Annotated in this window: 17 protein-coding genes; 10 read left to right on the top strand and 7 right to left on the bottom strand. The window is 73.7% G+C overall.

Features of this window, described 5'->3' with window-relative positions:
* Nucleotides 1–110 precede the first annotated feature (110 nt).
* Nucleotides 111–797, bottom strand: coding sequence for a tRNA (guanosine(46)-N7)-methyltransferase TrmB (gene trmB, locus O7607_RS02285; protein ID WP_269700652.1), 687 nt, complete (start codon nucleotides 795–797; stop codon nucleotides 111–113).
* A 79-nt stretch (nucleotides 798–876) separates the two neighbouring features.
* On the opposite strand from trmB, the gene O7607_RS02280 reads away from it, so the two are divergent.
* Nucleotides 877–1458 (top strand): hypothetical protein, encoded by a 582-nt coding sequence (locus O7607_RS02280; protein ID WP_269700651.1) that lies wholly within the window; start codon nucleotides 877–879, stop codon nucleotides 1456–1458.
* A 197-nt stretch (nucleotides 1459–1655) separates the two neighbouring features.
* Nucleotides 1656–2420 (top strand): class F sortase, encoded by a 765-nt coding sequence (locus tag O7607_RS02275; RefSeq protein ID WP_442929514.1) that lies wholly within the window; start codon nucleotides 1656–1658, stop codon nucleotides 2418–2420.
* A 293-nt stretch (nucleotides 2421–2713) separates the two neighbouring features.
* Here O7607_RS02275 and O7607_RS02270 read toward each other — a convergent pair whose 3' ends face one another.
* Genes O7607_RS02270 through O7607_RS02260 form a run of 3 tightly spaced genes read right to left on the bottom strand, consistent with a single transcriptional unit; the run spans nucleotide 2714 to nucleotide 4809 of the window.
* The gene (locus tag O7607_RS02270; RefSeq protein WP_269700648.1) at nucleotides 2714–3028 is read right to left on the bottom strand and encodes an antibiotic biosynthesis monooxygenase family protein; all 315 of its coding nucleotides are present in this window, start codon (nucleotides 3026–3028) and stop codon (nucleotides 2714–2716) included.
* 25 nt (nucleotides 3029–3053) lie between these two features.
* Nucleotides 3054–3851, bottom strand: coding sequence for an exodeoxyribonuclease III (locus tag O7607_RS02265; protein ID WP_269700646.1), 798 nt, complete (start codon nucleotides 3849–3851; stop codon nucleotides 3054–3056).
* 37 nt (nucleotides 3852–3888) lie between these two features.
* Nucleotides 3889–4809: a proteasome assembly chaperone family protein gene (locus tag O7607_RS02260; RefSeq protein WP_120570641.1), complete on the bottom strand. Its 921-nt coding sequence runs from the start codon at nucleotides 4807–4809 to the stop codon at nucleotides 3889–3891.
* A gap of 392 nt (nucleotides 4810–5201) precedes the next feature.
* On the opposite strand from O7607_RS02260, the gene O7607_RS02255 reads away from it, so the two are divergent.
* The 3 genes from O7607_RS02255 to O7607_RS02245 all read left to right on the top strand — a co-directional run bounded on the left by O7607_RS02255 (nucleotide 5202) and on the right by O7607_RS02245 (nucleotide 7073).
* Nucleotides 5202–6047: a peptidase M23 gene (locus O7607_RS02255; protein ID WP_269700645.1), complete on the top strand. Its 846-nt coding sequence runs from the start codon at nucleotides 5202–5204 to the stop codon at nucleotides 6045–6047.
* 95 nt (nucleotides 6048–6142) lie between these two features.
* A complete protein-coding gene (locus tag O7607_RS02250) occupies nucleotides 6143–6289 on the top strand; it encodes a hypothetical protein (RefSeq protein ID WP_166456378.1) in 147 nt (48 codons plus the stop codon).
* A gap of 40 nt (nucleotides 6290–6329) precedes the next feature.
* Nucleotides 6330–7073 carry an EcsC family protein gene (locus O7607_RS02245; RefSeq protein ID WP_269700644.1) on the top strand — a complete coding sequence of 248 codons (744 nt, stop codon included), beginning with the start codon at nucleotides 6330–6332 and terminating at the stop codon, nucleotides 7071–7073.
* Here O7607_RS02245 and O7607_RS02240 read toward each other — a convergent pair.
* A complete protein-coding gene (locus tag O7607_RS02240; protein ID WP_269700643.1) occupies nucleotides 7050–7904 on the bottom strand; it encodes a GDSL-type esterase/lipase family protein in 855 nt (284 codons plus the stop codon). The two genes, O7607_RS02245 and O7607_RS02240, sit on opposite strands and share 24 nt — an antisense overlap.
* A gap of 99 nt (nucleotides 7905–8003) precedes the next feature.
* Nucleotides 8004–8597 (bottom strand): antibiotic biosynthesis monooxygenase, encoded by a 594-nt coding sequence (locus tag O7607_RS02235; protein ID WP_269700641.1) that lies wholly within the window; start codon nucleotides 8595–8597, stop codon nucleotides 8004–8006.
* Nucleotides 8598–8760: 163 nt separating this feature from the next.
* Between O7607_RS02235 and O7607_RS02230 the strand changes: the two genes are divergently transcribed.
* From O7607_RS02230 to O7607_RS02210, 5 genes are all read left to right on the top strand, one after another.
* Nucleotides 8761–9024 (top strand): DUF6343 family protein, encoded by a 264-nt coding sequence (locus tag O7607_RS02230; protein ID WP_269700639.1) that lies wholly within the window; start codon nucleotides 8761–8763, stop codon nucleotides 9022–9024.
* Between the two features lie 12 nt (nucleotides 9025–9036).
* Nucleotides 9037–10449: an NADP-dependent succinic semialdehyde dehydrogenase gene (locus tag O7607_RS02225; protein WP_269700638.1), complete on the top strand. Its 1413-nt coding sequence runs from the start codon at nucleotides 9037–9039 to the stop codon at nucleotides 10447–10449.
* Nucleotides 10450–10537: 88 nt separating this feature from the next.
* Nucleotides 10538–11503, top strand: coding sequence for a TIGR03885 family FMN-dependent LLM class oxidoreductase (locus O7607_RS02220; RefSeq protein ID WP_269700636.1), 966 nt, complete (start codon nucleotides 10538–10540; stop codon nucleotides 11501–11503).
* Between the two features lie 37 nt (nucleotides 11504–11540).
* Nucleotides 11541–13121 carry a Na+/H+ antiporter gene (locus tag O7607_RS02215; RefSeq protein WP_269700634.1) on the top strand — a complete coding sequence of 527 codons (1581 nt, stop codon included), beginning with the start codon at nucleotides 11541–11543 and terminating at the stop codon, nucleotides 13119–13121.
* Nucleotides 13118–13375 carry a UBP-type zinc finger domain-containing protein gene (locus O7607_RS02210; protein ID WP_135239305.1) on the top strand — a complete coding sequence of 86 codons (258 nt, stop codon included), beginning with the start codon at nucleotides 13118–13120 and terminating at the stop codon, nucleotides 13373–13375. The genes O7607_RS02215 and O7607_RS02210 overlap by 4 nt, the downstream gene beginning before the upstream one ends.
* 1 nt (nucleotide 13376) lies before the next feature.
* Here the strand turns inward: O7607_RS02210 and O7607_RS02205 are convergent, their stop codons facing one another.
* On the bottom strand, nucleotides 13377–13910 hold the full coding sequence (locus O7607_RS02205; protein WP_269700633.1) for a GNAT family N-acetyltransferase: 534 nt from the start codon (nucleotides 13908–13910) through the stop codon (nucleotides 13377–13379).
* Nucleotides 13911–13916 lie beyond the last annotated feature (6 nt).

Genomic DNA, 13916 nt, shown 5'->3' with positions numbered 1-13916 from the left:
CCCATCGTGCCTGGATCAGACCGCGCCGCGCCAACCGGGTTCGACGCATCGGGTTCGCTGCATCGGCTTCAGCGCATCGGGCTCAGCGCGCCGGGCTCAGCGCACCGGGTTCAGCGCCGCCGGTGGATCAGGTCGAAGACCTCCCGGCCGGCGGTCAGCGCCCGGCGTTCGAACTTCGTCACCGGCCGGTGCGCCGGACGCGGCGCGTAGCCGCCGTACACGTCGACCAGCTCCGGGTCGGCGGTGAGCGTCTCGCGCATCGACTCGGCGTACTGCGCCCAGTCCGTCGCGCAGTGCAGCGTGCCGCCCGGCGCCAGCCGGGACCGCAGCAGCGCCACGTGCGCCGGCGCGATGATCCGCCGCTTGTGGTGCCGGGTCTTCGGCCACGGGTCGGGGAAGAAGACGTGCACCGCGTCCAGGCAGCCCTCGGGCATGGCCCGGACCAGGTCCAGCGCGTCCCCCTCGGCCACCCGCACGTTGTCCAGACCGTGGCGTTCGACCAGCTCGAGCAGGTTGGCGATTCCCGGCGTATGGACCTCGACCGCCAGATAGTGTCGGTCCCGGTCGGCCGCCGCCATGGCGGCGGTGGCGTCGCCCATGCCGGAGCCGATCTCCAGCACCAGCGGCGCCCGTCGTCCGAACAGCGCCGTCGGATCGCACGGCCCGTCGAGGGCGGCGATCTCCAGGCCGTACGCGGGCCAGAGCCGGTCCAGCGCGTCGCGCTGCCGCTCGCTCATCCGTCCGCGACGCGGATGGAAGGTGCGGATGCGGGTGGCGGGAAGGTCGGTGAGGGTCACAACGAGCCGAGCCTAGCCCGGATCGGATGTGATGTGCGGCCGGGGGTGAGAGGATTCATCCCGTACGCCGGGAGGGGTCATGGGGTCGTTCAGGGTACGTGAGGCGCTGCTGGTCGCGGTCGCCGCGTGCGCCGCCCCGCTGGTCGGCGCGCTGTCCGTCCAGGCCGCGCCGCGCGCCGCCGAACCGGTGCCGGAACAGCCCCCGGCCGACGTGATCTTCGTGGAGGTTACCCCGGGCACCGTCTCGCCCGGCTACCTCGTCGGCATCCGGGCGAGCTGCCGGAACAACACAGTGCCGGCGATCGTCACCTCGGACGCGTTCGGCAAGATCCAGGTGCAGCCGCAGCGCGGCCTGCTCACCGCCTCGCCGATGGTCCACGAGCGCACCCGGCCGGGCAACTACCGGGTCAAGCTGGAGTGCCCGGGCGGGGAGACCGCCTCCACCATGCTCCAGGTGGTGAAGCAGGGACAGCCCACCCGGCAGCCGAGCCACGGGCCCAGTCATCTGCCCAGCCGCGGCCCGGCGACCGGCTTCGGCGGCACCGCCGGTCCCGACCTCGGTGGCCTGCTGGTGCCGGTGGGGCTGGCGGTCACAGTGGTCGGCGCCGGGCTCGGCGTGGCCGCGTCCCGCCGGCAGGCCCGCGGCGCCGCCGGACGCTGAGGCCCGCCATGGCCGAGCACATCGTTCCGCCGCCCGCCGGATCCCGGCGCTCCGGCCGGTCGTTCCTGGCCCTGCCGCCACCCGCCGCGCCCCCCACCGACGCCGCCCGGCCCTCCAGGGCTGACCCGGCCGCCGCCGGCCGGAGCGGGCCGACCGCCGGCTCGCCGGCCGTGCCGGTCTCCGGGGCGCGGCCGTGGATGCCGCCGCCCGCCGCGTCGCGGCCGTGGTACCCGCCGTCGGCTGATCCGCCGGCCCTGCGCCCACGGCCTGCCGGGCCGCCGCCGGTCGAGCCGCCACCGGCGTCGCCGGGCAGGGGGGATCGGGGCCGGGGCTCCTGGTCGAAGCCGCTGGCAGTGGTGCTGGTGCTGGTCGGTGTGTTCGCCACCGGCGCCGGGCTCGGCCGCACGGCCGGGCCGTTCGACTTCGCCGACGCGTCGACCGAGTCGAGCCGGTCGAGCGGGTCGGGCGCCGGGGCGGCACCGGCGAGTGCGGCCGCGCCGGTCCGGAAGCCCGCGAGCCGGCCGGTACGCCTGTCGGTGCCGGCCATCAAGGTCAACGCGCCCGTCACCCCGGTCGGGCAGGCCAAGGACGGCTCGGTGGACGTACCGCCGTTGACCGAGCACGACCAGACCGGCTGGTACGACAGGGGAGCGGTGCCCGGCGACCCGGGCCGGGCGATCATCGTGGGCCACGTCGACACCAAGAGCGGCCCGGCCGTCTTCTACCGGCTGCGCTCGCTCAAGCCCGGCGCCAAGATCCAGGTGACCCGCGCGGACCGCAGCGTCGTGACGTTCACGGTGGACAGCGTCGAGTACTTCGACAAGGCGAACCTGCCGGCCGCGCGGGTCTACGGCGACTCGGGCCCGGCCGAGCTGCGCCTGATCACCTGCGGCGGCGAGTGGGTAGGCGGCCGGACCGGCTACCAGGACAACGTGATCGTCTTCGCGTCCCTCGCTCGCTGACCGCTCCCACCCGGCCCGCCCGACCCGCCCTGACCACGTCGATCATGAGGTTAGCGGCGCAGGTTGCCCGCTTCGTCCCCGCCAACTTCATGATCGCCGAGCGGAGACGCGGAGCGCCGGGACCGCGGGAGATCTTGGTAGGAAACGGCCCCTATGGGGGCCCAAATCTTCCAAGATCTGCGCGCGCCCCGGCCCTGACCACGTCGATCATGAGGTTGGCGGGGACGAAGCGGGCAATCTGTACCGCCAACTTCATGATCGACCCGGCGGGGCGGCGGGGTGGGGGAGCACTGTCAGGGGGTGGCGGGGACCTGCTGGACCACCTCGAACTCCAGCAGGGTGGCGCCGGTGGCGACGGGCTTGCGGGGTTCGCCGCCCTCGGCGTGCGCGGCCCGGGACGGACCCTGCGCCCACGCCTGGTACGCCTCCTCGCTCTCCCAGCGCGTGTACACGAAGTAGCGGGTGTCCCCGGCGACCGGGCGCAGCAGCTCGAAGCCGAGGAAGCCGGGGGAGTTCTCCACCGCGCCGGCCCGGGCCGCGAACCGCTTCTCCAGTTCCTCGCCGGCACCGGCCGGGACGTCGATCGCGTTGATCTTCACGACAGCCATGGGTCCACCCTAACGAGCCCCGGACTCAGAACGTCTCGACGGCCGGTACCAGGTCCGCGTCCACCACGATCGGGGCGTGGTCGGAGGGGCCCTTGCCCTTGCGGGCCTCCCGGTCCACGTACGCGGAGCGGACCGCACGGGCGAACGTCGCGCTCGCGTACACCAGGTCGATCCGCATGCCCTTGTTCTGGTGGAACATCCCGGCCCGGTAGTCCCAGTACGTGAACGGGTGCGGTCCCTTCATCGGCGTCGGCACCACGTCCTCCAGTCCCAGGTCGCGCAGCGCGGCCAGGGCGGCCCGTTCGGCCGGGGTGACGTGCGTGGAGGTGACGAACAGCGCGGGATCCCAGACGTCGGCGTCGGTGGGCGCGACGTTGAAGTCACCGCAGACGGCCACCGGCAGGGGACCGGCCACCTCGGCTTCCAGGGCGTCGCGCAGCGCCGCGAACCAGGCCAGCTTGTACGCGTAGTGCGGGTCGTCCGGCGCGCGGCCGTTCGGCACGTACACCGACCAGACCCGCAGCCCGTCGCAGGTGGCCGAGATGGCGCGGGCCTCGGGCTCGGGGAACCCGGGCTCGCCCGGGAAGCCGACCGCCACGTCGGCCAGCCCGACCCGGGACAGCACTGCCACGCCGTTCCACCGCCCGTCGCTGTGGCTGGCCACCTCGTAGCCCAGCTCGCCCACCTCGGCGACCGGGAACGCCCCGTCGGGGCACTTGGTCTCCTGCAGGCACACGACGTCGGGCTTCGTGGTGGCCAGCCAGTCGAGCAGCCGGGGCAGGCGGGCCTTCACCGAGTTGACGTTCCAGGTCGCCAGGCGCATGCCCCCAGCCTGCCGCATCCCCGCCCGCCCCGCCCGGTCAGCGCTCCGGGGTGTCGCCGGGGCGCGTCTGCTCGGCGAGGAAGCGTTCCAGCTCGGCGCCGAGTTCGTCGGCGGTGGGCAGCGGCCCGGTCTCGCCGGCGAGCAGGTTCTTCTCGCCCCGGCCACGGGCGAACGCGTCGTACTGCTCCTCCAGCGCCTGGACCAGCGTCGCCGCCTCCTCGGTCTGGGTGACCTGGCGGTCGATCTCCACCCGGACCGCCTCGGCGGCGGTGCGCAGCGTCTCGACGGGCAGCAGCAGGCCGGTGCTGCGGGACACGGCGGACAGCAGCGCCTCGGCGGCGGCCGGGTACTCGGCCTGGGCCACGTAGTGCGGCACGTGCGCGGCGAAGCCGAGGGCGTCGCGCCCCTGCTCGCCGAGGCGGTACTCCAGCAGGTGGCCGACGCCGGCCGGCACCTGCACCTTCTGCAACCACGGCTCGTGTCCGGCGATCAGTTCCTTGCGGGTGGCGTGCGCGGTGACGCCGCTGGGCCGGGTGTGCGGCACCGCCATCGGGATCGAGTTGAGCCCGACGGTGAGCCGGACGTCGAGTCGGGCGCAGAGCCCGGCGACGGCGGCCACGAAACGCTCCCACTGCAGGTCCGGCTCGGGGCCGGTGAGCAGCAGGAACGGGGTCTCGTCGTCGTCGCGCAGCAGGTGCAGCTCCAGCGCCGGGGCGTCGTAGGACTCCCAGTGGTCCTCGACGAACGTCATCACCGGGCGGCGGGAGCGGTAGTCGAAGACCTGGTCCACGTCGAAGCGGGCGATCACCCGGGCGTCGAGCGAGGTGAGCAGCTGTTCCCGGGCCAGCCGGGTGGCGTTTCCGGCGTCGACGAAGCCGGTGAGCGCCTGGATCAGCACCGGCTGGCCGAGCTCGGGCAGCTCGTCGGTGAGTTCGTAGAGCTCGTGTGGATCGAGCACCGGTGGGGTCCTCCCTGTCGACGCGTACGGGGGAGCGCCGAGCGTGCGGCCTCCCCGATTCGGCCAACGTACCGGGGCGGGTGGTCCATTCCGTTACGGCACATCCGATGCCCGGATGATGATCACGATTCGGCTACGCCCCGGTCCGGCGACCCATATCCGGATCGTCCGAACGGACGAGTTAGTCGATCATCGGGCGGGACCGGGAGCTCTGCGAGGTTCGTGCCCGCCTCGTGGTCGACCCGGGCGCACGGGTGATTGGCCCGGTTCCCGAGGTCTGCCGCGCACTGCGACGGGCTGTGGTGCGATGCCCGGATTGCGACAGCCAGAGTGTGGCGAGGGCCACCCTTTGGGCCTGGGTGATCCCGGTTTGCCCTGCCTAGCCTCGTCGGATGCGTAACGACGGCAACCTCGACGACCCGTTCGGCTCCGGCCGCCCGGCTGACCGTTCGGACGATACCCCCTCCACCAACCGGTTGACCACACTCCGGGGACTGGTCCGGCGTACCCGTTTCTGGGCACCCACGAACCCCCGGCCCGGCCGGACGAAGCTGGCGGTCGCCACCGGCGCCGCCTGCTGCCTGGGCCTGGTCGGCGTCAGCCAGGCCGGCTTCGGCGCCCCGGACCGCGCCGCCGACCCGGCGCCCTCGGCGGAGGTCGCCGAGCGCGCGGCGGTCGACCCGGCCTCCCGGGCCATGGCCCGGCCGAGCACCGCCCCCGCCACCCCCAGCGCCACCCCGTCCGCGACGGCGAGCCCGAAGGCGACCACGAAGCCCAAGCCGAAGAAGACCGTCCGGCAGATCGTCCCGGTCGCCGGCCTGGACCGTACCCAGATGAACAACGCCAAGAAGATCGTGCAGGCCGGCAAGGAGATGGGCATGCCGCGCCGCGCCCTGGTCATCGCGGTGGCGACCGCCATGCAGGAGAGCACCCTGCTCAACTACGCCAGCGGCGTGCTGCCCGAGTCGCAGAGCTACCCGCACCAGGCCATCGGCTGGGACCACGACTCGGTCGGGTTGTTCCAGCAGCGTCCGAGCAGCGGCTGGGGCACCGTCGAGCAGCTCATGGACCCCGAGTACGCGACGAAGGCGTTCCTGTCCGCGCTGGCCGAGATCCCCGGCTGGCAGGACCTGCCGCTCTCGGTGGCCGCCCAGGCGGTGCAGATCTCGGCGTTCCCGGACGCGTACGCCCAGCACGAGTGGCGGGCCGGCGAAGTGGTGGCCGAGATCCTGGGCTGACCCGGACGGGTGGTTGCCGAAGGACCGATTCGGGTATCAGAGGGCTTGCCGGTCCCAGGTACACATGAAGGGGACCGCGGGACGGGAGGACCCTCATGTCGCTGATGCAACGGATCACCGCCTTCCTGCGATCGCCGCGGGGCCAGCAGCTGGTCGATCGCGGCCGGCGTGAGATGTCGAAGCCGGAGAACCAGGCCCGGCTGCGGCAGATCGCGACCCGGCTGCAGTCGCGCCGGCGCTGACCCGCGTCACCCCCGCCGCACGAGCCCTCCGGAGCCCTTCGTGACCGACCCCGCCCCCGTCGACGGGGAGCCCAACGCCGTCCCCACCGCCCCCGTCCCGCCGGTGGAGGTGCCCGAGGCGCCACCGGCCAAGCTGTGGGACCGGATGCGGGAGGACCCGCAGTACGCGCCGGAGCACCTGGCCCTGGAGGCGGTACGCCGGCTCGGCCCGGAAGCCGCCCAGTGGGCCGCCCGGGAGCGCGCGCTGCGGCCGGGCGTGCCACCGGAGCAGCTCGCCGACCAGGCGGTCCGCAAGTTCGTCAACCACGCCCGGCTCTCCGGTGCGGTGTCCGGCGCGGCCGGGCTGCCCGGCGCGGTGATCGACGTGGGCGTGCTGGCCTGGACCCAGGCCCGGCTGGTGCTGCACGTCGCGGCCGCCTACGGCGCCGACCCGGCGCACCCCGACCGGGCCACCGACCTGCTGGTGCTCCAGCGGGTGCACAAGGCCGCCACGACCGCCCGCCTCGCGCTGGGGGTCGCCGCCGGCCGGGAGCGGGCCGGGGCGTTGTTCGGCGCCGCCGGTGACCGCGCGCTGGGCCGGGTGATGCTCCAGCTCGGCGTCCGGCTGGCGAGGATGGCCGGGGTGCGCGCCGCCAAGCGGATGTTCGCCAAGGTCGTACCGGGTGCCGCGATCGTGCTCGGCACCTGGGCCAACTCGTCGGCCACGAAGGAACTGGCCGACCGTACGCGCGCCCTCTACCGCGCCGCCGGCCCGCAGCAGCTACCGGGCCCGCGTCAGCCCTGACCAGCCGGAGGCGTTCCAGGCCACCTCCGCCAGCCGGCTCTGCCCGGCCGCGTTCGGGTGGAACCAGTCCAGCGCGTTGACCTGGTCCAGCGTGAAGCGGTGGCGGTGCACCGCGCCGCCGTCCCACCGGCAGCGTGACCCGTAGGCCCGGCAGGCGGCGCGCAGTTGCCCGTCGTACGCCTCGATCCGGTCCTTCAAACGGGCCCGGCGGGCCTCCGCGGCGGGCGCTCTCGACGTGGCGCCTGCGAGCAGCGACGGGCAGACGCCCCGCGACCAGGCCCGCACGGCGCGGGGCTCGGTGTGCCCGATCTGCCAGAGCCGGTACAGGTCCGGGATGCTGACCACCAGCACCCGGGCCTTGGGGCGGCCCTCGCGCAGCACGCCCAGCGCCGCGTCGACCTGGTCGCGGAAGGTGGCGACGGGTGTCATGTCGTCGACGTCGCCCCGGCAGGCGTCGTTCGCTCCGATCAGCACGGTGACCAGGTCGGCCTTGTCGCGTACCGCCGACCGGGCCTGGCCGGTCAGCGCGGCCGCGCGGGCTCCCGGCGCGGCCCGGTTGTACGCCCGCAGCCCCGGCGCGTCGGCGCGCAGCCGCCGGTAGAGGCTCTTCACCCGCAGGCCGTCCCCGGTCGACCAGGAGTGGCGTTCGCAGCTCACCAGCACCAGGCAGGAGCCGTAGCCGGTGGTGACCGAGTCGCCCAGCGCGACCAGCACCCCGGGCTCGCCGGGGCGCGGCGTGCCGGAGGGCCGGGGCGACGCGTCGCCGGAGCCGTCACAGGCCAGCGCGACGAGCGCCGCCAGGCAGGCCAGTGCGGTGATCCAGCGTCTCATCGGTCCCCCGTCCGGCGGCGGCAACGGGCGCGTCGACCCTATGCCCCGGCGGGGCTCCGGCGGCGGTTCTGTCGGCTATCGGGCATCGACCACCGTCGTTCACATCTGTCGTGTCGGCGCGGGCCGGCCGTGCAGCCACCGGTGCAGCAACCGGGTGATCCGGGGCAGCACCAGGTAGGTCATCAGCGGGGTGAGCACGAGCGTCATCAGCAGCGTCCGCCCGGCCAGCGGCACGCCGGCGAGGAACCGGGTGGTCAGCAGCGTGGCGGCCAGGCTGAGCGGGAAGAACGCCAGCCAGATCGTGACCGCCTGCTTCCAGCGCGGCGGCGCGGCCGGCTCCGGCTCGCCGAACGTCTCGACCACGTGGTCCACCGGCGGGTCGAACCAGCCCTCGATGCCGGTGCGCCGCTCCACCCGGGTGTGCTCGACGATGCCCTGCGCCGAGCTGAGCCACCAGCGCCGCTGCGGCGAGTCCTCCCAGCCGCGCAGCGTGTCCGCGTCGGCGAAGCGGTACATCACGTGCCACTCGCCCGAGCCGGGGGCGCTGCGGACGAAACCGGCGCCGAGGAAGCCGGGGAAGCTCTCCGCGAGCGCCGTCCCGGCCCGCATCCACGCCACCACCTCGTCGGTACGCGCCGGGTCGGCGCGCCGGGACACGGCGACGGTCACGGGTACGGCCTGCGTCGTGGTCATGCCATCCTCTCCACCGGCCCGCGGGATCTCCGCCGGAACCGGCACCCCGAAGTAACGCACCCGCCCGCCGGCCGCATCCGGCGACCGCCCGCCGGGTGTCCCGGATCACCGGCGTTCCCGCGCCGACCGGTTATCCCCGCCCGTGCCGGGGTAGGCCCCAGGAATGACCCGATCACAGCCCCGTCGCGCCCGTGGCACGGTCGGCCACGCGAACAGCGCGCTGAACCTGCGGCTCGCGCTCGCCACGTTCGGTCTGGTCGTGATGACCGTCTTCGCGGTGCTCGCGTTCGCCGCCGGCATCGCCTGGCTGGGTGTCGTCTGCGCGCTGCTCGCCGTGGTGGCGGTGGTCGACCTGGTCGTGATCCAGCGCCGCCGCGCCGCGCGCCGCCGGGAGGAACCGGGCGTGCGGCACTCGCTGTTCGAGTGACAGGAGTACGAGATGCCCATCGCCACCACCAATCCCGCCACCGGACAGGTGCTCAAGACGTACGAGGCGATGTCGGACGAGCAGATCGACGCCGCGATCGAGCGGGCCGACCTCGCCTTCCGGCAGTTGCGCGACACCACCATCGCGCAGCGGGCCCGCTGGCTCACCGCCGCCGCCGACCTGCTCGACGCCGAGCGCGACGAGACGGCCCGGCTGATGACCACCGAGATGGGCAAGACGTACGCCGCCGCGAAGGCGGAGGTCACCAAGTGCGCCACCGCCTGCCGCTTCTACGCCGAGAACGCGCCCCGGATGCTCGCCGACGAGCCGGCCGACGCCGCCGCGGTCAAGGCGAAGCGGGCGTACGTGCGCTACCAGCCGATCGGCCCGGTGCTGGCGGTGATGCCGTGGAACTTCCCGCTGTGGCAGGTGATGCGGTTCGCCGCCCCGGCCCTGATGGCGGGCAACACCGGCCTGCTCAAGCACGCCTCCAACGTGCCGCAGACCGCGCTCTACCTGGAGGACCTGTTCCGCCGGGCCGGTTTCGGAGAGGGCGCGTTCACCACGCTGCTGGTCGGCTCCGACGCGGTCGACCGGATCCTCAGCGACCCCCGCGTTCGCGCCGCGACCCTCACCGGCAGCGAGCCGGCCGGTCGGTCCATCGCCCAGATCGCCGGCCGGGAGATCAAGAAGACGGTGCTGGAACTGGGCGGCAGCGACCCGTTCGTGGTGATGCCCTCGGCCGACCTGGACACCGCCGCCGAGGTCGCCACCACCGCCCGCTGCCAGAACAACGGGCAGTCCTGCATCGCCGCGAAGCGGTTCATCGTGCACACCGACGTCTTCGACGCGTTCGCCGAGAAGTTCGCCGCCCGGATGGCGGCGCTGCGCGTCGGCGACCCGATGGACGACGGCACCGACGTCGGCCCGCTGGCCAGCGAACGCGGCCGCGACGAGGTGCACGCCCAGGTCACCGACGCGGTGGACCAGGGCGCGACGGTGCTCTGCGGCGGCGAGAAGCCGGCCGGGGACGGCTGGTACTACCCGCCGACGGTGGTCACCGACCTGCGCCCGGAGATGCGGATGTGGAGCGAGGAGGTGTTCGGGCCTGTCGCCGGGCTCTACCGGGTCGGCTCGTACGACGAGGCGATCGCTGTCGCCAACGGCACCAGCTTCGGCCTCGGCTCCAACGCCTGGACCAACGACCCGGCCGAGCAGGAGCGCTTCGCCGTCGACCTGGACGCCGGCAACGTCTTCATCAACGGCATGACCACGTCCTACCCGGAGCTGCCGTTCGGCGGTGTGAAGAACTCCGGGTACGGCCGCGAGCTGTCCGCCGCCGGGATGCGCGAGTTCTGCAACACCAAGACCGTGTGGATCGGCGAGGGCCAGGCCGGCGCGGGCGCCGGGGCGCACTCCGAGTGAGGTGTTAACAGGGGCCCCTTCCTCTACCGGAGGCGTCAAGAAGGGGCCCCTGCTTACATCTCCCCCGTGGTGGGTAGGAGTGCCCACCATGACGGCGTTCGGCTTCCACGCATCCCACGAGCAGATCCACCCGGCCCGGCTGCTGGAGGCGGTGATCCACGCCGAGCGCGCGGGCTTCGACGCGGCCATGTGCTCCGACCACTTCTCGCCGTGGAGCGAGCGGCAGGGCCAGTCCGGGTTCGCCTGGTCCTGGCTCGGCGCCGCGCTCCAGGCCACGAACCTGTCCTTCGGCGTGGTGAACGCGCCCGGCCAGCGCTACCACCCGGCGATCATCGCGCAGGCCATCGGCACGCTCGGCGCCATGTACCCGGGACGATTCTGGGCCGCGCTGGGCACCGGTGAGGCCGCGAACGAGCACATCACCGGCGAGGTCTGGCCCCGCAAGGACGTCCGCAGCGCCCGCCTGCGCGAGTGCGTCGACGTGATCCGGGCGCTGCTCGCCGGCGAGGAGGTCAGCCACGACGGCCTCGTCACAGTGGACCGGGCGAAGCTGTGGACCCGGCCGGAGGAGCCGCCCGCGCTGGTCGGCGCCGCGGTGAGCGTCGCCACCGCGCGCTGGTGCGCCGAGTGGGCGGACGGACTGATCACCGTCAACGCGCCGGTCGAGCACCTGCGGCAGATGATCGACGCCTATCGGGACGCGGGCGGACGCGGCCCGCTGCACCTGCAGGTGCACGTGAGCTGGGCGCCCGAGCAGGACCAGGCCGAGGCGATCGCGTACGAGCAGTGGCGCAGCAACGTGTTCGCGCCGCCGGTCTGCTGGGATCTGGAAACCCCCGAGCACTTCGACGTGGCGAGCGCCGACGTGCCGATGTCGAAGGTCGCCGAGACGGTGAACGTCTCCGCCGACCTGGGACGGCACATCGGCTGGCTGGAGGAGTACGTGGCGCTGGGCTTCGACCAGATCGCGCTGCACCACGTCGGGCAGGAGCAGCGCGCCTTCATCGACACGTTCGGCGCCGAGGTGCTGCCGAAGCTGCGCTCCGCCGCCTGATCACACATCGGCGCCGCGGCACATAGGCTCGTCGTTCGTGGATGCTCTGTTCGAGGTCGTGGTCTTCCTGGCCATCGCGACCTTCGGTGCGGCGCTGGCCCGCCGGCTCGGCCTGCTGGCGCCGATCCTGCTGGTGGTGCTCGGCCTCGCGTTGTCGTTCCTGCCGTTCTTCCCGCACGTGCGGCTGGACCCGGACCTGGTGCTGGTGGGCATCCTGCCGCCGCTGCTCTACGTGGCGGCGTTGGAGACGTCGGTGCCGGCGTTCCGGCTCAACCTGCGGCCGATCCTGCTGCTCGCCGTCGGGCTGGTCATCTTCACCGCGTTCGTGGTGGGCACCGTCGTGCACTGGTTCCTGCCCGGACTGCCGTACGCGATCTGCCTGGCGCTCGGCGCGGTGGTGGCGCCGCCGGACGCGGTCGCCGCCACCGCGGTGGCCCGGCGGGTCGGCCTGCCCCGGCGGGTCGTCACCATCCTGGAGGGCGAGAGCCTGGTCAACGACGCCACCGCGCTGGTGCTGCTGCGGGTGGCGATCGTCGCCGCGACCGCCACCACCGGTGGCGTCGGCGTCGGCGCGGTGGCCCGGGAGGTGGTCGTCGCGGCCGGCGGCGGCATCCTGGTCGGTCTGCTGGGCGTGGTGGTCTTCGGCTACCTGCACAAGCGCATCACCGACCCGGTGCTGGACAACGCGCTGTCGTTGATCGTGCCGTTCGCCGTGGTCTTCGCCGCCGAGGAGATCCACGCCTCCGGCGTGGTCGCTGTGGTGGTGACCGGCCTCGGTATCGGGCACAAGTTGCCGTTGTTGCTGTCGGCGGCCTCCCGGCTGCAGGTGACCGCGTTCTGGCGGCTGATCCGGTTCCTCCTCGAAGGACTGGTGTTCCTGCTGGTCGGCCTGCAACTGCCGGAGGTGGTCCGCGACCTCGACGAGCCGATCGGCTCGCTGGCCGCGATCACCGCCGGGGTGCTGGCCGCCGTCTTCCTGTCCCGGTTCGTCTGGGTGTTCCCGGCCACCTACCTGGCCCGCCTCGTGCCCCGGATCCGCCGGCGCGACCCGGTGCCGCCGGTGCAGTTCCCCGTCGTCATCGGCTGGGCCGGCATGCGGGGCGTGGTGACGCTCGCTGCCGCGCTGGGCCTGCCGCTCACCCTCGCCGACGACGCGCCGTACCCGCGTGCGCTGCTCATCTGGCTGGCCTTCGCGGTGATCGTCGCGACGCTTGTCGGGCAGGGCGCCACGCTGCCCTGGCTGGCGCGGCGGCTGCGGCTGCCGCCGGACGACCCGGTGCAGGACGCGCTGTCGGCCGCCGGGGTGCAGCAGCGGGCCAGCCGGGCCGCCCGGGAACGCCTCGACGAGCTGGCCGAGGGCGCGCCGGAGGCGGTGGTGGAACGCCTGCGCGGGCTGACCACCTCCCGCGCCAACCTGGCCTGGGAGCGACTGGGCGGCACCGAACGGGAAACCCCCTCCCAGGCGTACGCGCGTCTGCGGCAGGAGATGATCGACGCGGAGCGGGAGGTGTTCCGGGCCGCCCGCGACTCCGGCCAGATCCCGGAGGAGGTGCTCACCCGCGCCTACCGTGATCTGGATCTGGAGGAGTCCATGCTGCGACAGGAGGTCGTCGAATGAGCTGCCAGCACCTGGCCGAGGCGGGCACCGCCGAGCCCGGCACCACGACCGAGTGCCCGGACTGCGTGGCGATCGGCAACCCGGACTGGGTGCACCTGCGCGCCTGCCTGGACTGCGGACACGTGGGCTGCTGCGACTCGTCGCCGTACCAGCACGCCACGAAGCACTTCGAGTCCACCGGGCACCCGGTGATGCGGTCGGTGCAGCCGGGGGAGTCGTGGCGCTGGTGCTTCGTGGACGAGGAGATCGGCTGACTCAGCCGACCCGGCGCTCCAGCACCTGCCCGGTCCACGTCGGGCGGCCCGGCCGCTCCACCGTGAACGGCTCGGTGGCGGTGAACCCGCAGCGCTCGTAGAACCGCACGAGCGCCCGGTCCGGGCTGCGGAAGCAGTCGACCCGCAGCAGGCCGACGCCGCGGTCGCGGGCCAGTTCCGCCGCGTACGCCAGCAACCGCGCCCCGATCCCGTACCCCGCGTACGCCCGGTCGGTGACCAGCAGGTTCACGTACAGCTCCGGTTCGGTGGCCGGCGGCACGTACTCGGTCGCCGCGCCCAGCACCAGCGCGCCCACCACCGTCGCGTCGATCTCCGCGAGGTACAGGCCGTTCCCGGCCGCCCACGCGTCGGCCTGGGCGATGCGGCGCGGGTCGATCGACGCCGGCTCGGTGCCCCACTGGTCGGTACGCCCGAGTTCGGCCAGCCAGGCGGTGGCGCTGTCGAGAAGCCGGAGCAGCGTCGGGGCGTCGCCGGGCCCACCCGGGCGGATCGTGATGCTCTGCTGGTCGGTCATGCCGCC

Source organism: Micromonospora sp. WMMA1949 (assembly GCF_027460145.1).
Taxonomy (GTDB): domain Bacteria; phylum Actinomycetota; class Actinomycetes; order Mycobacteriales; family Micromonosporaceae; genus Micromonospora.
Note: the sequence above shows the minus strand (reverse complement) of the source record. Positions and strands in the feature narration are given on the sequence as shown.